We start from the raw sequence: 21,325 nt of genomic DNA on the forward strand, positions 1-21,325 counted from the left end.
ATACTTGTCTGATTGAATAGTTTTCTACTAAATGCGCTTTGACTATTTTCTCTCGTAAGTCTACGCTGTATGCTTTCATTAGCTCCTCCATAACATTCTTTTCTTCAGTGTACACCATTACAGCGCAAAGCGCTGTATCATAACTCGAAGTTTCCTTTAAGCAAGCACCCTTTTCCCGATGAACATAGTAGCACATAGTGGATTATGCAGTTAGTTATCAGCCTGATTGTTCCAGAGAAAAATCTACCAGCGATAATAGCGATAGGGATCGTCACCAAACTCGAAATCAGTTCGGTAATCAGGATGATAAAATGAAGCTTTTTCACCAAGAAACTTAAATCTCTGGTGAGGTTTTATTCCCTCAAAGATAGTCTCATCGGCTTTAAACTTTGCTCCTAAATTCGCCAGAATCTGGGCGATCGCTCGTGTCTGTCGCCAGCGAGTATAGCGTAAGTACGTCTGAGTATCAGCATTTAAGGACTCTGGGTTAATCTGGCAAAAAATTGCCACCCCATCACCCACTTCTACTCGGCTCAATAATCCATCTGCTCCTATCTCTCCACCGGATTCAATTAACCAAGCAGCATAGTCTGTACGCGATCGCAAATCAGAAGCACTTAAACCACGAGTTTCTAACCATGAAGGAATATTTAACGAACCCCTAAAATTGTCAGTTTCCCCTACGGTTATCTCTAAAACAGAGTGATTTTTCCTGGGTAAGAAAAATAGCTTTCCTCCCTTGCCTAAATACTCACGTATCTCTTGACTCTTTAGGACAACTTGTTCTCCAATAATGATTAAATTGGCATCAGGAACTAAAGAATCATCTCTTCGATAAATCAAACCGAGTTTATCCAAGTGAGTAGCATCTTTATCGCTGCCTATAAGCACTACATGATCTGCTTTAGTGACGAGATCTGATGTGGCACTATACTGAATAATTTGTTCTAATAATTGTGTTGCTCCAGCATCAAGAGGAACATGATCTTCCAAATCTAATGTATTCCAAATTAATTTCCCTTGACCATAGTCGAGTTCCATCAGTGGTGTATAAGCCAGATCAAATTCAGATTCTAGAATCGGTCTCCAAGAACTCAAGTGAGGCTTTTCAATTGAAGCACTACTGATTCCCCCCTGATTTCCCCAGTGCCAACCATACCATGGGGAACCTGCTGGGCTCTTGATCGTACCTCTGTCTGTTGTATCAGGATAGGCTTCAAGTAAGGTACTTGAACCTCTCCAATCTCTGAGATCCTGTAGATTCAATCCCTGAACAATTTCATGACTCTTATCAACTGGAAAAGCACGGCGACTTACATGAGGAGCAACTCGTAAGTTGAGTGCCTGTTGTATCCATTGCGGATTTTGAGTGAATACAATCACTCGACCTCCATTGAGGACAAAATTTTCCAAATCCCCTGGAAGTTTATGTCCTTGTGACAAAACTTCACGACCAATGACTAAAACATTAGCGACTTGACTTCCATCCCATGGCATCAACGAATAGCCTAACTGCTCCAACATTTGAGTGGTCTTGCCTACAGGGTCAAATATTGTAACCCTACTGGTTTTTAATTGCCGGTCAGGAAACACTCGAAAATGGAAAATATCATCATGGCGATCGCTACCAATCCTAGACTGGAGTAAAATTTCTCCATCCCAAGCTTTGTCCCCTAAAACCCTTGGCAGAGTGGCTGTAAATGGAAAAAATAGAGTATGAGCTGCCATAATCTTTCCACTCTCCTCACCTCTTCCAACTGCTTCTCCATTAACCTTAACTTCCCAATTAAAAGAAAACTCTTGTTCCTCGCGAGTATCATTAATTAAGACGACTTGTTTTTCCCACTTTTCCACGGGTTTAAAACTATGATCTTTGCTTGTAAATTCGGGCATACCGGCAATCCAAGCCAGGGTTGAAGCATTATTTTTTAGAAGAGCATCTCCACCGGGATGAACCCTATAACTATCTGGTTTCCAATAGTTCCACAAATATCTCGGTACTTCCTCCAAATAAGGGCCGTGTTTTCCCACTAGCTCAACCTCGATTCCTTCTCGGCCCTTATTTAAGATTTCCCAACCATGGCCATGATGCCAAGGAATCATTCCTCCTGTGATGCCAAATGTGCGCCAACTCCGCCAAGTATTGGTAGTGAATAAATGTTGTAGTTTCTGGAAAGCAGGCGCAAAATCAAACTCATGATTAAAATGCCAATTTTCATACTCTTGGTCTTTCAAGAACAAAGCTGGGATTTGAGAACGATATTCAGATGACTCTAATTTGTATGCTTCTTTACCCAAATAAATAGCACTAAATTCAGTCATCAAAGGTTCACTACGAACAGCATGTTTAAAGCCATCTCTGCCTCGCATCATAGTTGTATGTAAAGGCGTACCCAATTCAACAACCATATAAGGCATATCGCCTTTTTCTACCCAACTAGAAAGCCATTGTTCTCTCTCTTGTAGTGGAATTATCCCTAAATAAGAATTGAGGGTATAGACTTCTCCCACAGATGCTCCTTGATGAAAGACCACCGAGTGAATCGGGTCATGTTTTTTGATTATTTGTGCTACTTGTTCCCCGACTGGTGACAATCGTTGGAAACGTTTATTTGACAATTTACTGAGCTTTTCGCCGACTAATTTTAAACCAATTCTTCGAGGATTCTGGTCGTCATTGTGGCCAAAATAGTTAGGATTGGTGACCCACATCATAATTGATGGATGATTACGATAACGACGTAATTCATTCACCATTCGTGTTTCCCATTCTTTCCTAATATGGGGTTTATTCCAATCTCCCGATCTTGATAATTGACTGATGGAAAGCACAGGAGCCATAATTGGAAATCCCTTTAAATCAGCACGTTCAGCAAACAATTCTCGAAAATGCCATCGTCCCCGTTCATCATGATTCCAGGGCCAGAGTTCCGTTATATTATATCCTGCCCACTGATACCCTTGAATCATACGATCCATAACTTCAGGGATTCCGATTGTCCAAGGTTTCCACATATCTTCATGGTATACGGGACGCAGCCGTATTTCTGTTCCATTTAAGTAGAAATTTTTCCCTTCAATCCAGAATTCTCGAAAGCCAAATGATTGATCGTAAGTATCTTCAATTCCTTCTCCCTTAACTTGTAACCGGAGGGTATATAAATTTGGCCGATCCACATCCCACAATCGAGGATTCGACCAATCCCAGACTAAATTTAGAGTTTGCAGCGCTTGTGCTTGAACTGGTTTTATCGCTGTAAATTCCTGTTCAACTTTACCCTGTTCATCGAGCATTGTGGCTGTTATTTCCACTGAACCTGTTTGGGTAATATCCGTGAGTTCAACATCAACTTTTATTTGTTGTTTCCGGGTTGAAGGTTGTACAAAGACATCACTAATCCATGCAGCTTGGGGAATACTTAATAATCGCACCTCCCCAATCAAGCCGCGAGAGGCTAATTTGGTTTCAGTGGTGTAAATTTCATTTGGCCCCATAATCACAGTTTTATCATCATCTGGAATGGAACGAACTAATAGACTCAGATTATTCTCTTGTCCAGGATGAACTACTGAAGTAATATCTACAGCCCCATAGGGCCAATTGACTTCACCACAAGCTTGGTTATTAATATATAAATTGGCATCCGTGCTAACCCGTTCCAAACTGAGTAGGATTCTGCGCCCTTCCCACTCAGGAGGAATATTAACCTGTTTTTGATACCAAGCTTGGGCTAAAGTTTCTCCGTTAAACCCCTTCCAAGGGTCGCCAGTACCACGGGAAAGGACACCAGGGAATGATTTGGCATTTTCCCGTCTCCAGTCCCCAGGAACACGAATTTTGCCCCAATGACTTTGGGGGGGAGTGGGGGTTGAGGCGATCGCCGGTTGAAAATCCCAAACCCCATTCAGGTAGACTTGATCGCGATAATGCGCGTCGCCATTTTCAGGAACTTCAGTCAGCGCTGGATAACGAGTAACCTGGAGTGTCCTACAAGCTGAAGAGTAGTCTGCTTGGGAAGAATAACCCCAATGACTCATACAGCTCCAGGTAATGCAAGCCATGCAGAATAGGCCTAAAAATTGCACTAACTTTTTATTCATAACCCACAAAAACGATTATCTTGAGTTCGCGGTTTAACCTGAGATCGGATCGAGTAATTGTTTTTTCAAAAAAAGTGCATACTCTTGGGCATCATCAGTCGTTAAATGCACCCCATCGCTCGTTTTCCAACCTCTCTGAGGATTGGATAACCATTCAAAGCGATCGCTTGGGAACAAATCTTTCATTAGCTCTCGAACTTGTTGCTTCTGAACGGTATTATCTAATCCAGGTTCTCCAGGCATATTGAACAAGATAATCCGGGAACCATTAGAACCAATTTCTGACAATTGATTTTGAATGATTTTCGCCTGTTCAAGAATCAACTCTTTTTTTTCATCAGATAACGGAATTCCCCATTGAACCTTAACTCGTTGTATTTGTGTTTCTCTTAAAGGTGAATCCGTTGATTGTCCTGATTGCCTATTTCCTTGTGACCACTGCTTTAAAGCATATACAAAGGTACTCACCGGCCGGTATTCTTGTCGAAACATGGGGAAATTCATACGCAGAAAATAGAGAAAAGGATTATATAGAGAATCAATTAAATCTCGATCCATTTCTCTTTGAATTGTTTCATTTATTTCTACCAGTAATATTTTAGGCGGTGATGACTGTTCCTTAACAACTTCTAAACCCGTTTGAGTACACCCTCCCCGCATCGATAAATTCACAACATTAGAACCCATAAGCTCTTCATCCAGGGTAGCTGTCAGAGAACTGCCTACCATTACCATTTCAGTATTGACAGACTGCTTATAGACATAGTTTTCAGCATTAATCATATTGGCTTGTGCTTGATGAATTCCTTTACTGGGAGTAATTAAGCCAGCAAAAATAAAGGCTTGATATCCAATCATTAATGTGCAGCACAAAACAAACGACTGCACAACAAAGTTCATTTTTATTGTTTTTATTACTTTAGAATTGAAAGTAGATAAACGCATTCGAGCTTCCTTTATTGAGAATAATCATGGCCAACATTAAGGTAAAACTCAGTAGTTCTGTCATTTTACCCGTGCGAGAACCAATCAATCCCTCCCATCTACGGCTAAATCCTGGAAAGTGAGGCAGATGGTACAGGATAATCGGAGTGGAGAAAATCAAAACAGGAATAATCCGAATCAGGACGGGTTTAACGGAAATATTATTAACCAGAGTAGTCATGAAATCTACTGCTTGGCTGAACTCAGGAAGTTTAAACAGTAGCCAACCCAAGGTAACAAAAATAAAGACTCCCAATATGCGAATACTATCGAGTAAAATCTGTTGCCATTCTGGACGTTCATTTTCCGGAGAGACAAAAAGGTGATTTGAGCCGAAAAAGCGTTCTATTGCTAATCCAATGCCGTGAAACATTCCCCATACCGCATAGCTCCAAGCAGCTCCATGCCATAATCCACCCAGAGTCATGACAACCATTAAATTAATATAGGTTCTGATGTTACCTTTTCGATTTCCTCCTAGAGGAATATACAAATAATATTTTAACCAAGTGGATAAAGAGATATGCCATCGTCTCCAAAATTCCGCAATGGAGCGAGAAATATAGGGAAAATTAAAGTTTTGTGGGAGGGTATAGCCAAAAGAGGCAGCTAAACCAACCGCAATTAAGGAATAGCCAGCGAAATCAGCAAAAATCTGCATGGAATAGCCAAAGAGTAAAACCAGGTTAGTTAAAGTTCCTTGAGTTTGATAGTAGGGATAGGTAATCCAGAAGGTATAGTCTTTCAAATTATCCGCGATCACCATTTTCAAGAAATATCCAGAAACCAAGGAACGAAAAACTAATTCCCAAGAGATATCTTGAAAATATTTTCTCGCGATTTGCGGATAAAAATCATTGGCTCTCACAATGGGGCCGGCAACTAGTTGAGGGAAGAAGGACAGAAAAAAAGACGTATTGAGTAAATAGCGGATGGGGGTGAGATGGACAAAATATTTCTCTTGATGTTTCCTTACTTCCCATTCACTATCTTGTTGACGCAGGACATCGACAACTAAACTAATGCCTTGGAAGGTGTAGAAGGAGATGCCGATGGGCAGAGGTAGATGTAAAAGGGTTTGTATGAGAGCATCTTCTGGAGTGGGATTAATATTGAAGAAGTTAGTAAATAGGTTGGTGAGTAAAGCCCCATACTTAAATAATCCCAACACAGCTAAATTTGCTGCTACACCTAAAATTGCCCAGAGAATTCTAACTTGTCGATTTTCTGTATGGCAAATTTTGAAGCTGGTTAAAACATTAATGCCAATGGAGACAATCAGTAACAACAGGAGAGCCGGGAAGCTCCAGGCATAAAAGATAAAACTAGCAATAACGAGAATTAGAACCTGTATCCCCTTGAATATGGGTAAGTAATAAAGGATAAAGGTAATCAGAACAAAAACTAGGAAGGTAAAGCTAGTGAATAACATACCGTGAAGTTCGGTAAAGGGGAGTGATGAGCAGAGTTTAATCTAACGTAATGAGATGCAGTAATTTTTGTCAATACTCAAAAGATGAGAATTTGTTTTAGCGATCGCCAAGAAAAATTCTCATCTTTATCTGTTCAGGCATCTTCAGGTTGAGGAAGACCACAGGAGAGATCAAGCCATTAATTCTCCAGATGGGACATCAACTACCGCGATCGATCGCTGATCCACTTGAATTTTAATCGTGTGGGCTAACCTCAATTGGATTACCGGCTCACGAATCAAAGCATAGACCTTAGCGATCGCTTCTGCCATCTCTCGATTCAAACAGCGAATATGTAACACCCCCCACCGTCTAAACACCTGACATCGAGACAAAGGTAGCAAAGACCTTAATTCTCGTTGATTTTCCCGATAAAAATCCCAAATCAACCGCGTGAGTTGTGAAGGTCGTTTCATAGCCTTAAGTCCTTACGTGCAATGGGCCCAATCCTTTGTTCGTGTAAATTCCTTACTCCTTCCATTGAACCCCAACCTTCTTAGAGGCGGTGTATTCCTGAAAAAATATTTAATAATTCATCGATAAAACCGTCATGATTCTTGACATTGATACCGCACTTTGCGAGGGAATAGGGAATTGGTCATTTATCCCCATTCCCCATCTCCCTATCCGACCTTAGCCTGTTTATCCGATACCCTATCCGGTTTTGATTCAGTGGGAACTACATCTAATATCTTTTCTGGTTGTCCTTTCGTCAGTGGGATTTCTTCTACTTCTGGTAGTCGCTCTACGGATAACCGAGTTGCTTGAGAAGCGCCTGACAAACGCTTTAACAGAACAGGTCTTGGATCGTGGAGCAAATAAATAATTCGATCGCCACTGCGCCATTCTTCCGAAGCCGGCATCACTTCTAGGCGGCTATCTCTTGAGAGTAAAATAGGAACCAACTCTCCAGCGCGAATTAGGGCTTGCAAATGGGCCTGTTGAAACCCTAGTCCTTCCGGCTTCAGCGTGGTTACCCCCAACTTCACCTTACCCTCATCCACATACTGATTCCAAACCTTAATCGGTAAATCTGGACTAAACGCCTGGGCAATCTTCTGGGGACTAGCAGAATGTTGTTGTCCTTGCGAATCACGGGGAAAAACGGCATATACCCTGGGTGGATCGAACTCTTCTACTGCCCGTTGCGCTAAGACAAAATTGACCTCGCCATTATTCGTCATGGCCAAAAATGTCCCCATCGAAGCCAATCCCGCTTCTTCCAAAACTGCGGTATTTAAGGCACTACTGACAAATACCCGCAGTCCTTCCGCTTCTGCTTGACGGCACGCTTCCGTGTTTGTATCGATCAGAACCACGGACTCTCCTTGTTCCTCAAACAAGCGAGCCATTAATCGACTCAAGGGGCTAATCCCCACAATGACTGCTCCTGTGGCTTTGGTTGAGGTGATGTGTAGCCAGTTGGCGAACCATCCTGCCGTTAGACCTTGACATAACACGGTCATAATAATGGTTAAAAACACCAAGGCTTTAATCGAATCTCCCCCGTTAATACCTCGTTGAGTTAATAAAATCGAAAATAAGGACGCAACAGAGGCAGAAACAATCCCTCTGGGGCCGATCCAACCTAAAAATAACTTTTGTCGCCAATTTAGATCGCTTGTCCAGGTACAGACCCAAATATTCAGGGGGCGGATGACGAACATTAACATCAAGACCGTCCAGACACTGCCCCAACCCAAGGCGAAAATACTGGCGATCGATAAATCTGCGGCTAATAAAATAAATAAGACCGAAACCGCCAACATCGTTAGTTGGCCCTTAAACCGTCGTAATAAGCGCTCCTCTGGTAGCGAAGACCCCCGCAGCACAATCCCAGAGACAACGGTGGCCATTAATCCAGCCTCCGAGCGGATGGTTTGGGCAATACCAAACAAGCCTAACAACCCTGCCAAAACCACTAAATTTTTTAAGTCTTCTGATAAAAACTTACTGCGCTTGAGAAACCAACCCAGCCCCCAGCCCCCCAAAGCACCGATCGCCCCACCAATACCTAGGCGCAGTAACAATCCGCTGATAATGGAGATTGGATCGGCATCTCCATTGAGGATAATATCCAAAACCACCACCGCCAAAATCGCCCCCACCGGATCGATTAAGACCCCTTCTCCTTCTAAGAGTGTAGCGACGGGTCGCTGGACTTTCACATGCTTGAGTAAAGGAGAAATCACAGTCGGCCCCGTCACGACTACTAACGAGGCATATAGAAAGGCAATTCCCCAAGGAAACTCGCCCAAATAATGGGCACAGATCCCCCCACCCACCAACGTCATTAATGTGCCAATTGTCACTAAATTTCGCAAACTTCCGGACACTTTTCCCAAATCTCGAAGCTCTAGATTCAGTCCTCCTTCAAACAAAATCAGGGCAACAGAGAGCGCTACAATCACTTCAATCCCAATGCCGAGTAGTTGAGGATCGATCAATCCCAACCCATCTGGACCTAACAAAATACCAAAGGGCAATAGGAAGACGATCGCCGGTACGCGCAGAAAATCTGCCAGTACCTGGGCACTAATCCCGGCCATAACCGTGAGGATAATTAAGAGAGTGATTTGAAATGATCCTTCCATAAGCGAAATTGCGCTGGTTCAGCGTTATATGTTCATCTTAAGCATTAATAGCCTGCTGGCGGAACCCACTCCTATCAATAGATCAAGAACCCCTAGGGGAGTAGACTTTGATCGGGTTGGATATAAACTCTTGTTGGGAAATCATCACGGCTTAGAGGTAATCCTGGAGGCGATCGCGCTTTCAGAGTGCGTCAGAGACAGATATAACCTAGCGTGTTCTCTTCACTTTGACCAGAGCGGTTCCCTGGGCAGGTTTCTCCAAGATTTTCATAGGAAGACCCAGAATGGAGTAAGCCCGCCTTGTTTGGAAGTTGCGAAATTTTAAGTTATGTTATTAGTAAGTTATTAAATTTTCATATTTCTCCAAAAACCGTCTTCTTTATTTAAACCCATTGGTTAAGCAGTTTAGTGATAAAACATTGGATCATCCTAGCTCTGACGCCCTCTTGAGTAAACGCTGGTGGAGCGTCATTGTGTTCGTTGTCGTGGGGCTGGGGCTTCTGGGTTTCGCTCTCCAATATTTAGATCGGCCCGACCCCTACTTGAGGGAAGTATTAGCTTTGGAAGGAGATCGGGTTCAGGGCCATGCGATTTTCCAAATGAATTGCGCTGGATGCCATGGTTTGGAAGCCAATGGCCGAGTGGGACCGAGTTTGAAAGGAGTATCGGAACATCGATCTAAGCGCCGTTTAATCGAACAAGTTATCACGGGTAGAACTCCACCAATGCCCCAGTTTCAGCCGAGTCCGGAAGTGATGGCAGATTTGTTGAGTTACTTAGAGTCTCTGTAGTAGGTAAGGCAAGAGGCAAAAGGCAATGGTGCGACTGGAATGATTTGAATCAAGTCCGTCGAACTACGTTACAATTAGTCCCTCAGCACTCATTGTTAATTATCCCCATGACCCCACCAGCAAAACGCACCATTTCCATGACTTATACCAAAGTCAACCAAAAGCAGCAACCCAAAGACTTCACCTACTGGCAAACACGCCATCCTACTGAACGCCTGGCGACCCTCGAACAAATCCGTCAAGAATATAATCAATGGAAATACAATGCTCAACCCCGACTTCAGAGAGTTTATCGAATCATTAAACAGTAATGATGTGCGATATCTTATCGTTGGAGGCTATGCTGTTGCTGCTCACGGTTATCCTCGCTACACCAAAGATATTGATATTTGGATTGAAATGGAACTGGAAAACGCCCAGAAGCTTATTCAATCCTTAAGCGATTTCGGTTTTGGGTCACTCGGTCTAAAACCAGAAGATTTTCTGGAACCAGACCAAATCATCCAGTTGGGTTATCCGCCAAATCGCATTGATCTCCTGACAACCCCTGACGGTATTGATTTCAAAACCTGTTATCAAGAGCGGTTGGAGCTTGAGATTGATAGTATAACTGTCAAATTTATCGACCTAGAAAATCTGAAGAAAAATAAACGGGCCTCTGGGCGAACCCAAGATCTAGCAGATCTTGAAAATCTAAGCCTTGAATAAACCATTACCCATTACCTACATTAATTGAATTGGCGAGCGTGAAACAGAGCATACCGATCGCCTTTATCCAAGAGTTCCTGATGGGTTCCTGACTCCACAATTTGACCTTGTTCAACGACTAGGATGCGATCGGCTCGGCGCACGGTGGCTAAACGGTGGGCAATAATAAAGACGGTGCGATTGTGCATCACTCGCTCTAGGGCTTCTTGTACTAGACTTTCTGATTCTGAGTCTAGGGCAGATGTGGCTTCATCGAGAATTAAGATTCGAGGATTAAGATAGACGGCACGGGCGATCGCCACTCGCTGTCGTTGTCCTCCGGATAAGGTCATTCCTCGCTCTCCCATCCAAGTCTGATATCCTTCGGGCAGTTGCTCGATAAACGGGTGAGCATTGGCAATTTTAGCCGCTGCTTCGACTTGCTGAAGATTGAATTCTTTTTGACCAAAGGCAATATTTTGGGCGACTGTGCCGGAAAATAGGATAGTTTCTTGGGGCACGATGCCAATTTGTTGCCGTAGAGAATTTAAGGTAACTTTGCGGATATCCACTCCATCAATGAGAATTGCACCGCTCTGCACGTCGTAAAACCGTAAAAGCAGATTAACCAGTGTCGTTTTCCCTGCTCCTGAAGGCCCCACTAAGGCAATGACTTGGCCGGGGTTAACCTGAAAACTTAAGCCTTGTAAGACGGGTTTCTGGCTGTCATAAGCAAAATAAACGTGGTTATAGTCTACCGTTCCTTCAACCCTGGGTAAGGCGATCGCCTCTGCACTCTCGACGACCTGGGGCGCAATTTTCATTAACTCAAATACCCGGTCTACAGAAGCTTCAGCTTGCTTAAATTCGTTAAAATTACTCGTGGCAAAGGAAATGGGATCGATGAGCATGGCTGTGGCGACTACATAGCGTAAAAATCCATTGCCGGTCAAATTTCCTTGTTGAATTTGCCATCCTCCCAGGAATAAGAGGAAGATAATGCTCATGGCTTCTAGAAAACCGACCACGGGAAACTGAATGGCCTTTAATCGTTCGGCGTTATACTTGGCGCGGCGATTGCGTTCGGCTTCTACACTAAAGCGATCGACTTCATAATCCCCTGCACCAAAGGCTTTTACTAGGCGAATACCTCCCAAAACCTCAGAAATCAAAGAGGCTAAATCTGAGACTCGATTTTGACTGCGGCGAGAATACTGAAGCAATTTTTCCCCAAACCATCCCACCAAGAGGGCCATTAAAGGGGCAACAATCGCTACGGCTAGGGTCAGTTGCCAGTTAATGTAGACCATATAACCAATGACTACAATTAACTGGAGAATACTGGGAAGAAATTGGTGAAAAATCTTGTTAATGGCTTCCCCAATGCGGTCCACATCTTCAGTGAGGCGATAGGATAAATCCCCTGTTTTGGCGGTTTCAAAGTAATCTAAACTCAAGCGATGCAAATGGCTATAGACTTCTTGGCGTAGCTCGCGAGCAATGAGAAAAGCTGCTTTGGCCATTAAGGCATCTTGTCCATATTGTGCCAAGCCTCGCAAGAGAAAAACCCCAGCCGCGATCGCCGCAAGTTGGGCAATTTCCGCCACCAAACCTTGACCTATCAACTCGGCAATCTCCCCAGCCAGTTGGGCTAAAATCGGCCAAAAGCCTGTAAATAGAAGAGTACACACCAGTGCTTGGGCGATCGTTTGCCACTCTTGGCGAAGATAGGGAATTAAATCGTAATAGCTTGAGCGAGGTTTCACCCTAGGTCTGTCCTTTCGCGATCGGGGAACAATTAGCAAATACTACTACAGGATCTCCTGAAGACCAAATCATAAGTAGGGGCGAAAAATTTTTCGCCCCTACTCCCGGTTGTATAACGGTCTAGTTACCCGGTTAGCTGCATCGAACTCATTTTCCCTAATTCAACACTTACGGCATCAAAGCGGTCGTCACCAGGACGGTAGGACAGCACTTCTATGCCAATTGGCTCACCACTGATCCCATCCTTGATCAAAATCACCCCATCTCCAAGCTCAGTAGCAATTTGATTCATTCGTGGAACTTGCCAGAACACGCTCAATAGCTCCGTTTCTGGTTCATAAAACACCTTTATTTGAGCCATACTGTTTCCCCTTCCTTAATCGCATCCGTTTGGTAGGCTGTGATCAAAAATCCATCTCCATTTAAGCGTCGCGCAACTGCAACAACCCAACGTTCTTCTCGCCGTACCCGATAAAACAATAATACTTCTGCATCCCGGCTACTGCGTCGAACCTCATCCGGTGCAGAAAGAGCGAATTGGATGAGATTCTCCAACTCCTCAATATCAGGGTGCTTGATGATTAGCCGTTGCCAGTATTCTTCAGAGGTTCTAACTGTAAATCCAAGCGGCGTAGGAATTTCAAATTTCATGAAACTGTTATAGATGCTTGGGTAACAGCGTATCTCACAGTAGTGCCGTGACACAGCTAAAATAGTGCATTAGAAAATCGCTAGGGTTCTTGAAATTTGTGAATTTAAGCAAAATCCTATTGCCTCATTTTAGTCGTGTCACGGCAGTAGGTGTTGTAGGGATCGCTGTTCATGTTATATCAATTAACAATTAAATGGGAATCGAAATGATAAATTCAGTACCTTGACCGGGAGACAAAATTTCAATAACTGCATAACTATATTAAAATAATAGATGAGCTACATCGGGCACAGATAGCATGATTCCTAGTTCACTCCTTCCGTTACGGCCCCATCCAGAGCAAGAGGTATCCCTGGAAGAAACCGAGATTACAGACGGTATTGACTGGTTAAGCTTTCATCGAGTATGGGGACAATTAAGCGACAACGTAATTGAGGCGATCGCTCAATCTCTACGTTTGCTGAAAGTGGAACCCAACCAAGACATCTATCACCAAGGCATAGAACCGATTGGGTTATACCTGATCAAATGGGGTTCGGTGGAGATTTATCGCTCTTCCCTGGTGGGCAAAACCCACATTCGCTATTACAGCGCTGGAGAACTTTTTGGTTATACTCCCTTAGCCCTCCACCAACCGATGGCGACCTATCGCACCAATGCCGTGGCGATCGCCAAAAGTGAATTCTGGTTTCTGAGCCAAACGGACTTTGAGCAGCTCACCACCCAATATCCACAAATTGAAAAAGCCTTTAATACCTTTCTAGCGCAAGACTTAGAGCATTTTGCCGATCGCATCGCGACTGAACAAATCCGCATCCAAGGACTACAAGCCTTTATCCGACCGATTCCTACCGATCGGTTGATTATTGGCAAAAGCAAAATCGGCCAAAAACTCGCCTCACAGATTGAACAAGCAACCCTAGACTTAAAACCTATCCAACTCCAATCCCCTCCGGGAGCGGGAAAAACCTTTCTGGCTGGCTATATTCATCACCATTCAGGAATTAAAGACCATCCCTGGGCTGAACTCGACTGTGCCCTACTTCCCCGTGAGGAGAGTGGAGTCCTCAATACGGATAATCTCTTTGGTCGCGCAGGTCAACAACTGGGAGTGATTGAACTCCTAGAGCGAGGAACCCTGTTAATTGAAAATTGTCAGCTTCTAAGCCAAAAAGACCGCGATCGCCTGTTGAGCTATCTGCACACTAACCTCCTCACCCCCAACCCAGAGGGCACCCCGATCCAGTCCTGGGTGCGTCTGATCCTCAGCAGTCCTTCCTCCGTCTCGTTGGGTAAGTTCCCCTGTCATACCCTCAAACTTCCGTCCCTGAAACAGCGTAAACTGGATATTCCTGGATTTGCCCGCTATTTTCTAGACAAATACTGCCAAGAAACTCAGCGATCGCCCTTAAGCCTCAATCAAGCAGATTTACGCCGTCTGATCAGCTACGACTATCCCGCCAATGTGGCCGAACTGCAAAGCATCCTTAAACGGGCGGTGGTGATGACTCCCCCCGGACAAGCGATCGTTCCCGAACAAGTCCTCTGGTCCGTTCAATCCCCAAAAAATGCCTTTCGCGTCGATTTACTCAATCAACTGCCCGGGTTGCGTCGATTTTTGCTGAGTGATTGGTGGCCGAAACGATTCTGGGTTGTCGTCATGCTCCTGTTTATCCCCGTCACCCTCATGGGTTATCTGGGCCCCCAAACTCGTGACTCTAACATGACTCTGAATCTCTTTTGGGCCTGGTGGTGGCCCTTTTATCTGTTTCTCTTCCCCTTTATTGGTCGGTTGTGGTGTGCTGTTTGTCCATTTATGGTTACCGGAGAATGGATCGGAACCCTCTCCCTATGGATTTGGCCCCGTAAACTGCTCCCTTGGCCCACAAAATGGATGAATCGTTGGGGAGGATGGCTGCTCTGGGGCAGTTTTGTGGCTATTTATCTCTGGGAGAAACTTGCCGATCTGCCCCATACGCCCTATCTGTCCTCTGATTTATTGCTGATCATTACTGCTGGTGCAGTGATTTGTAGCCTGATTTATGAGCGGCGTTTGTGGTGTCGGTATCTCTGTCCCATTGGTGGCATGAATGGAATGTTTGCCAAACTGGCCTTGATTGAGCTGCGATCGACTCAGCAAATTTGTGGAAGTCAATGTAGCACGTTTGGCTGTTATAAAGGCAGCGATCCGACTCCGGTTACCTTTGCGGATTCCCTACCGAATGAGGGACAAGCAACAGAAGGCTGTCCCCTCTATTCTCATCCTGCCCAACTGCGGGACAACCGGGATTGCGTGTTGTGCATGACTTGCTTAAAGGCTTGCCCCAACCGCTCAGTACAGTTAAATGTGCGGTTCGTGGCGACGGATTTATTGGAAAATCACCAACCCTTTTGGGCAGAAGTGGCACTACTACTACTCTTGTTTGGTGGGGTGTTTATGCATTCTGCCGACAAAGTGTTGAGCTTTTTCGGCCTGGATAGCACTTTAATTACGGGGCAACCTTGGTTTATGGCCTTGCCTGTGGTGGCACTGTTGTTGAGTATTCCTTGGGGTTTAACCTATGGGGTTCATGCGATCGCCCGGCTCTTTGACCGGGAAATGCCTCCCTATTTGGTGACGATTTATGCCTATTTGCCGATGACGTTGGGGGTGAATTTAGCCTATTATATTCCAGCCGCGATGACGGAAGCGGGCCAACTGTTACCGGTAACAGCTCGTACGTTTGGCTTTTCTGGTGAGGGTTGGCCTGTGCTGACCTGGAGTTCGGATGTGGCGGTCTTTTTGCAAGGACTGGCCCTGTTGGGGGCGATCGCCTTTAGTCTCTATCCCCTGTTAAAAATTACCCAACGTCCGTTCTGGAGCAACCTACCCCATCTGTTATTGATGGCAGGCTTCGTTGCCATCTTTTTTCAACTTCTTTTATAAAAGCTGACAGTCGTTTCTTCTCTTATTTCCCTATTCCCTCACATGCAGATTTATCAAAACATTACTGAACTCATTGGCACAACTCCCCTTGTCCAATTACAGCATCTCCCCAAACAATTGCATGGTCACGCCGAGATTGTGCTGAAACTAGAGGGGATGAATCCGGCTAAATCGGTGAAAGACCGAATTGCCTTGAGTATGATCGCCGAAGCCGAGCAAGCGGGATTAATTACCCCTGGCGTGTCTACTATTATTGAGGCGACCTCTGGCAATACGGGGATTGGGTTAGCCATGGTTTGCGCAGCGAAAAACTATCGCTTAGTTTTGACAATGCCAGACCATATGAGCCGGGAGCGTCAACAGATGGTCAAGGCTTATGGTGCAGAGGTGGTCTTGACTCCGGATCATTTGGATATGGCTGGAGCCATTCAACGGGCGAATGAATTATTGGCGAGTACGCCTAATTCTTTTTCTCCTCAACAGTTTAGTAATCCTGCGAACCCGAAAATCCACTACCAAACCACAGGGCCGGAACTGTGGTCAGATACTGAAGGTAAGCTGGATGTCTTGGTGGTGGGAGTGGGCACAGGAGGAACCCTAACGGGAGCGGGTCGATATTTGAAAAAAAAGAAACCAGGGCTTAAAATTGTGGCGATCGAGCCGAAAACCAGTGCGGTTTTAAGTGGAGAAAAAGCCAGTATCCATAATCTCCAAGGCATTGGTGCGGGCTTTATCCCTGATGTGCTGCGGGTAGATCTGATTGATGAGGTCATGGGCATCTCTGAGGAGCAAGCCTATGAGATGGGTCGCCGTTTAGCCAAAGAAGAGGGAATTCTCAGCGGTATTTCCACGGGAGCGGCGGTTTATGCTGCGCTGCAAGTCGCCCAACGTCCAGAACATCAAGGCCAGATGATTGTGGTGATTCAAGCGAGTGGAGGCGATCGCTACTTGAGTACTGCATTGTTTCAATATTAATACAGCATTTTGGGGATTTGATGTAATGATATCTTACACTAGAATGTGCGTATTTTAGGTAAACAATACAAGCGTTACTATCGAGTAAATAAATCATTCTAACGCCTCTCTAATCGAGTCTTCTGGTTGAGAGTGCCTAAAAATATCTCATCATTAATAGATCCGGCTGTTTCTTCGATAAATTTATGCCATTCTGATTGATCCATCTTTTTTGTGAGGTTCTGCTCATTATCTCTAACCAACTCTTCGGTTAAAATAACCTTAATTTCTTCGGTCACGGTTCGACCATGAGAAATGGCTTTGTTTTGGAGTTTTTCTAATATTTCTGGCTCAAGATTCTCAAGAATAATCGTCATATAACAACCTCTGTCTGCATAGAACGTGAAAGTCGATCTGATTTTAACAAACTCTCCTCACTGTTATCAAGATACCTGACTCCTGAGCAGCACCTTTCATGTCTACAATAGCCTAAAGTGCTGTCTATTTCCCTAAAACCCATCCATAAGTTAGCAGAGCAACGATCATACTGCCGATATACACCACACCCACAAAAATTGGAATTTGACTGATCAAAGTATATTCTTTTAACCAAACAAAGGCGACTAAATACCCCGGAAGAACATTAAATCCCCAAAACAAAGATACCAGAAAAACGGCGGCAAAACTTTGTTGAGCATTCAAATTAGATAGGGACTTTTGACCAAAACAAAACCGGATAAAAGGTTGGGAGAGCCAGACAATAAAATAACCGGGGAGTCCTGCAAACCAAATGCCCAGTATGGCCAAACCCACGGCGATCAACATTGATAAAATTAGATTGGCAATCATATCCTGTTCGGCTAGTCCGTTATAATCATTTTAATTTTTTTAAGTGAACGATGTCTTCCTTTCCCGATACCCTCAATCATTGGGCATTCCCCTTTATCCAAGCATTGCGCGATCGCCGCATTGTCAATGGATTCCCTGACGGGACATTTCGGCCCGATCGCCCCATGACTCGCGCTGAATATGCCGTTATACTCCAAGCTGCCCTACAACAACCCCAAAAAAGACCCTACACGCCGTTTATCGACGTTGGAGCGAATTTTTGGGCGACTCAAGCCATCATTTGGGCTTACGAGACCAACTTTATATCGGGCTTTCCAGGTCGTCGATTTCGACCCCAAGCCAATGTTACCCGGATTCAGATTATTGTCTCTTTAGTCAGTGGGTTGCGGGTTCATACCCTGGTCGATCGCAGTCAACCTCTTGCTTCCCTAGAAGACATTTATGAAGATGCCTCCAGTGTGCCCCAATATGGTCGGGATGCGCTGCATTTAGCAACCCGCGCTAACCTGGTGGTGAACTATCGAGATCTAATGGTTTTCCACCCCAACCGGGATGCAACTCGTGCAGAAGTGGCGGCGTTTTTCTATCAATCTTTACTGCTGTTGGGTAAAGTGGAAGCGATTCCCTCAGACTATATTTTAGAAGTGTTTCCGGCTGGCCCGATTCGGGAAGGAACCCGGATTTCCATTAATGGAAAAACCCGTGCGGCAACCTGGAATCAATGGAGTAATGGTTTATTGGCGCGAACGGCGATCGCCGATGCTGGACTAATTCAGGGTATGGGAATTGACTTGTTGAATACGGAAAACCCGAGTCAACAACCGGTTCAATGGTTTTCTCTCCCCATTGCTCTCCCCGTGCAACGTCATAACCATTATCGTCATCTGGAGATTACAAACTGGCGAAAACAGCAGTCGTTAACAATGTCAGTGAACGGGGATACGTTGGAGATCGCGAAGCCGATGACAAACGTTACTGGGATACAAACAGAAAACCTCTTTGAGGGCGATCGCGCGATCGGTTTGCGTCTGAAAATTAACCTCACTGAACCCACTCCCTATCAACTCCGACAAGATACGTTTGATTGGCAAGTTACCCTGGATGCGGCGATTAAACAAAGTATTTTAGATGACTATCAAAACCCCTCAACCGTTACGCCTGAAAGCACTCGACCTTCTTCCGAAGAAGTGAATGAAGGAGAAGTCATTGCCGATACGTCCCAACCGTTACGCCCGACAATAACAGCCGATCCCCAGCATCTTTTAATTCAAGGGAATCTTCCTCCTGGACTCTCCGTAAAAGCCATTACTCAAACCAATCCCTATACCTTAATTCTGGAGATTCGCCCCGATATTCCTCGCAACCGAAATATTCTTTGGTTGCCGGGACTGCGCTGGAAAGAAGAATATGTATCCTTAGGTTCCGATCGTTTTCCGATTACGTCCTTAACGCTGTCTCCAAATCAAACCCCGAAACTGAATTTAGAACCGATTTGGACTTACGCTCACACCATGGAAGGTACCACCCCGTTATTAAAAATGGGGGAATTTTGTAAAACTCTAGCTGCCATTAATGCTGGATTTTTTAACCGCAATAACCGATTACCTTTGGGGGCAATTCGTTGGCACGGAACCTGGTATTCTGGCCCGATCTTGAATCGAGGGGCGATCGCCTGGGATAATCAAGGTAGCACTGCCATTGACCGCCTCGCCCTAGAAGAAGTAATTACTACATCAACTGGTGGACAATTTCCCTTGGTTGTTCTCAACAGTGGCTATGTTAAAGGAGGAATTTCTCGCTTTACACCCCAATGGGGCAAGAGTTATACGCCTTTAACCGCCGGAGAAGTGATTATCGTTGTTGAGAATAACCGAGTTACTCGTCATGTAGAAAATGCGGAAGTTACGGATATTCCTGATACGGGATATTTATTGGTTTTGCGATCGCTCTCTAGCGCCAAAGCCAGCCTAATGCCCGGCACAACCGTAACCTTAGAAAGCACTACTAATCCCTCTAACTTTAACTCCTTTCCCCATATTATCGGTGGCGGTCCCTTACTGATCAAAAATCAACAAATTGTTGTTGATGCTCAAGCCGAAGGATTTAGCCGTGCCTTTGCCCAACAATCTGCCATTCGCAGTGTTTTCGGAATTACTAACTCTGGTGAATTGATACTCGTCACCATCCATAACCGTATCGGTGGATTAGGAGCCAGCTTAACCGAAACTGCCGAACTCATGCAAAAACTTGGAGCCATTCACGCCTTAAACTTAGATGGCGGTAGTTCCACCAGTTTGATCCTCGGCGGACAAATGATTAACCGTCCCCCTTCGACTGCCGCTAGAGTTCATAATGGCTTAGGAATTTTCAGTCATCATTACGGTTAGGTTTCTGAAATTAACAATTAACCCTAATCATTACTCCTAATCATTACTATAGCATTTCTCTCTTCTACGAGGTGCAGCTTGAAACCTTAGAAGCTAATACTATTTCTCCATGATATTGCGCTTACAGCGCTTCGCGCTGCTATGAGGTACATTGTTGATCATAGATGTGAGTTGTCATTGCGACCGAAGGGAAGCAATCGCCAAGATTGGGTAATTTTGCGATTGCTTCATTCCACTTCGTTCCATTCGCAATGACTGATCTCTAATGATACTGTGCTCCGTTACAGCGCTTTGCGCTGTAATGAATACTCTCAGACAATTACCTCAATAGAAATCATGAGTGGCAAAATTAAAGAGAAATGGTATCAGTGGGGGTTTCAGATTATTTTCTGGCGAAAGTGAGAGAAGAGGTTTATGGCGCTTTGGTTGCGTTATGAAACAACCTTGAATCGTCTCTCTCCATGTACCACAACCCTATTCCCTATTCCCTATTCCCTATTCCCTATTCCCTATTCCCTATTCCCCAGCGCAAAGCGCTATAATCATTTCTTCATCTGGTCTTTCAAATCTTGCAACTCTTGATCGGCTTCCCAACGGCGAAATTCTTCTTCTAACCGATCGGGACTACTACCCATGGGAGTGTAGCCCTGATTCCAACCAGGAGGAGAATTGGTTGTTTTTTGTTCTTCACTGGCACTGGCTTGAGCTTCCATTTCCATTACCCTAGCGTGAACCTCTTCCTTGCGTTTCTTAATCTCCTGATATAACTCTGTTGCTTTCAGAATTCTCTGTTTACAGCCTTGCATTTTTCCCCATAATTGATTCCCTTTATGCAAGAGAGCATTTTCCCGTTCTTGGGCTGCATTTGCTAAATCCATCCGCCCTTTTGCAGTTGCCTTTTGCACCCAAGTATGCCAACGCTGAATTTCCTGAGCCGTTGCCATAATTTCTTCTTGGGCTTGTTTTTCCTGACGCTGTAAATCGACAATCAGGCGCAGAGTATCTTCCTGTTGTTCATGGAGTTGATCTTCTAAAATCGACAGCTCTAACTGGGGATGCTTGCGCAGAAACTCATCCAAACGATCTTCTAAAAAGCGATTGATATCATCAAAAATACCCACTGTTTCCGATCCTCCTCGCTGATATCAGCATAAACCAGTT

18 protein-coding genes are annotated in these 21,325 nt (G+C 44.6%); 6 read left to right on the plus strand and 12 right to left on the minus strand.

Annotated features, from left to right (window positions below; all coding sequences use genetic code 11):
* The 6 genes from J7545_RS05555 to J7545_RS05580 all read right to left on the minus strand — a co-directional run.
* On the minus strand, positions 1-196 hold a 196-nt coding region (locus tag J7545_RS05555), incomplete at its 3' end, for a hypothetical protein (RefSeq protein ID WP_318719272.1).
* A gap of 47 nt (positions 197-243) precedes the next feature.
* Positions 244-4,101: a sugar-binding domain-containing protein gene (locus tag J7545_RS05560; RefSeq protein ID WP_318698927.1), complete on the minus strand. Its 3,858-nt coding sequence runs from the start codon at positions 4,099-4,101 to the stop codon at positions 244-246.
* A 33-nt stretch (positions 4,102-4,134) separates the two neighbouring features.
* Positions 4,135-5,046: a hypothetical protein gene (locus J7545_RS05565; RefSeq protein ID WP_318698926.1), complete on the minus strand. Its 912-nt coding sequence runs from the start codon at positions 5,044-5,046 to the stop codon at positions 4,135-4,137.
* On the minus strand, positions 5,021-6,517 hold the full coding sequence (locus tag J7545_RS05570; RefSeq protein WP_318698925.1) for an MBOAT family O-acyltransferase: 1,497 nt from the start codon (positions 6,515-6,517) through the stop codon (positions 5,021-5,023). The genes J7545_RS05565 and J7545_RS05570 overlap by 26 nt, the downstream gene beginning before the upstream one ends.
* Before the next feature lie 171 nt (positions 6,518-6,688).
* Entirely contained in the window at positions 6,689-6,973 is a 285-nt protein-coding gene (locus J7545_RS05575; RefSeq protein ID WP_318698924.1) for a hypothetical protein, read from the minus strand.
* 207 nt (positions 6,974-7,180) lie between these two features.
* The gene (locus tag J7545_RS05580; protein ID WP_318698923.1) at positions 7,181-9,151 is read right to left on the minus strand and encodes a cation:proton antiporter; all 1,971 of its coding nucleotides are present in this window, start codon (positions 9,149-9,151) and stop codon (positions 7,181-7,183) included.
* A 446-nt stretch (positions 9,152-9,597) separates the two neighbouring features.
* Here J7545_RS05580 and J7545_RS05585 point away from each other — a divergent pair, with 446 nt between their 5' ends.
* The 3 genes from J7545_RS05585 (at position 9,598) to J7545_RS05595 (ending at position 10,650) form a co-directional block, all read left to right on the plus strand.
* A complete protein-coding gene (locus J7545_RS05585) occupies positions 9,598-9,942 on the plus strand; it encodes a c-type cytochrome (protein WP_318719273.1) in 345 nt (114 codons plus the stop codon).
* 107 nt (positions 9,943-10,049) lie between these two features.
* Positions 10,050-10,253 (plus strand): hypothetical protein, encoded by a 204-nt coding sequence (locus tag J7545_RS05590; RefSeq protein WP_318719274.1) that lies wholly within the window; start codon positions 10,050-10,052, stop codon positions 10,251-10,253.
* Entirely contained in the window at positions 10,207-10,650 is a 444-nt protein-coding gene (locus J7545_RS05595; RefSeq protein ID WP_318698920.1) for a DUF6036 family nucleotidyltransferase, read from the plus strand. Before J7545_RS05590 ends, J7545_RS05595 begins: the two co-directional genes overlap by 47 nt.
* A gap of 20 nt (positions 10,651-10,670) precedes the next feature.
* On the opposite strand, the gene J7545_RS05600 is transcribed toward J7545_RS05595, so the two are convergent.
* The 3 genes from J7545_RS05600 to J7545_RS05610 form a co-directional block, all read right to left on the minus strand.
* Complete coding sequence (locus J7545_RS05600; RefSeq protein WP_318719277.1) at positions 10,671-12,395, minus strand: ABC transporter ATP-binding protein; 1,725 nt, start codon at positions 12,393-12,395, stop codon at positions 10,671-10,673.
* Positions 12,396-12,520: 125 nt separating this feature from the next.
* Entirely contained in the window at positions 12,521-12,757 is a 237-nt protein-coding gene (locus J7545_RS05605) for a hypothetical protein (RefSeq protein ID WP_271943890.1), read from the minus strand.
* Positions 12,745-13,047 (minus strand): hypothetical protein, encoded by a 303-nt coding sequence (locus J7545_RS05610; RefSeq protein ID WP_271943887.1) that lies wholly within the window; start codon positions 13,045-13,047, stop codon positions 12,745-12,747. Before J7545_RS05610 ends, J7545_RS05605 begins: the two co-directional genes overlap by 13 nt.
* A gap of 299 nt (positions 13,048-13,346) precedes the next feature.
* Here J7545_RS05610 and J7545_RS05615 point away from each other — a divergent pair, with 299 nt between their 5' ends.
* Both J7545_RS05615 and cysK read left to right on the plus strand, forming a co-directional pair.
* A complete protein-coding gene (locus tag J7545_RS05615; protein WP_318700770.1) occupies positions 13,347-15,974 on the plus strand; it encodes a cyclic nucleotide-binding domain-containing protein in 2,628 nt (875 codons plus the stop codon).
* A 42-nt stretch (positions 15,975-16,016) separates the two neighbouring features.
* On the plus strand, positions 16,017-16,949 hold the full coding sequence (gene cysK, locus J7545_RS05620; RefSeq protein ID WP_318700769.1) for a cysteine synthase A: 933 nt from the start codon (positions 16,017-16,019) through the stop codon (positions 16,947-16,949).
* Between the two features lie 98 nt (positions 16,950-17,047).
* Here cysK and J7545_RS05625 read toward each other — a convergent pair whose 3' ends face one another.
* The gene (locus tag J7545_RS05625) at positions 17,048-17,305 is read right to left on the minus strand and encodes a hypothetical protein (protein ID WP_318700768.1); all 258 of its coding nucleotides are present in this window, start codon (positions 17,303-17,305) and stop codon (positions 17,048-17,050) included.
* A 124-nt stretch (positions 17,306-17,429) separates the two neighbouring features.
* Positions 17,430-17,777 (minus strand): hypothetical protein, encoded by a 348-nt coding sequence (locus tag J7545_RS05630; protein ID WP_318719278.1) that lies wholly within the window; start codon positions 17,775-17,777, stop codon positions 17,430-17,432.
* A gap of 50 nt (positions 17,778-17,827) precedes the next feature.
* On the opposite strand from J7545_RS05630, the gene J7545_RS05635 reads away from it, so the two are divergent.
* Positions 17,828-20,164, plus strand: coding sequence for a phosphodiester glycosidase family protein (locus J7545_RS05635; RefSeq protein ID WP_318700766.1), 2,337 nt, complete (start codon positions 17,828-17,830; stop codon positions 20,162-20,164).
* A 542-nt stretch (positions 20,165-20,706) separates the two neighbouring features.
* Here J7545_RS05635 and J7545_RS05640 read toward each other — a convergent pair.
* Positions 20,707-21,285: a TIGR04376 family protein gene (locus J7545_RS05640; protein ID WP_318719279.1), complete on the minus strand. Its 579-nt coding sequence runs from the start codon at positions 21,283-21,285 to the stop codon at positions 20,707-20,709.
* Positions 21,286-21,325 lie beyond the last annotated feature (40 nt).

Source organism: Roseofilum sp. SBFL (genome assembly GCF_017746885.1).
In the GTDB taxonomy this organism is placed as follows: Bacteria; Cyanobacteriota; Cyanobacteriia; order Cyanobacteriales; family Desertifilaceae; genus Roseofilum.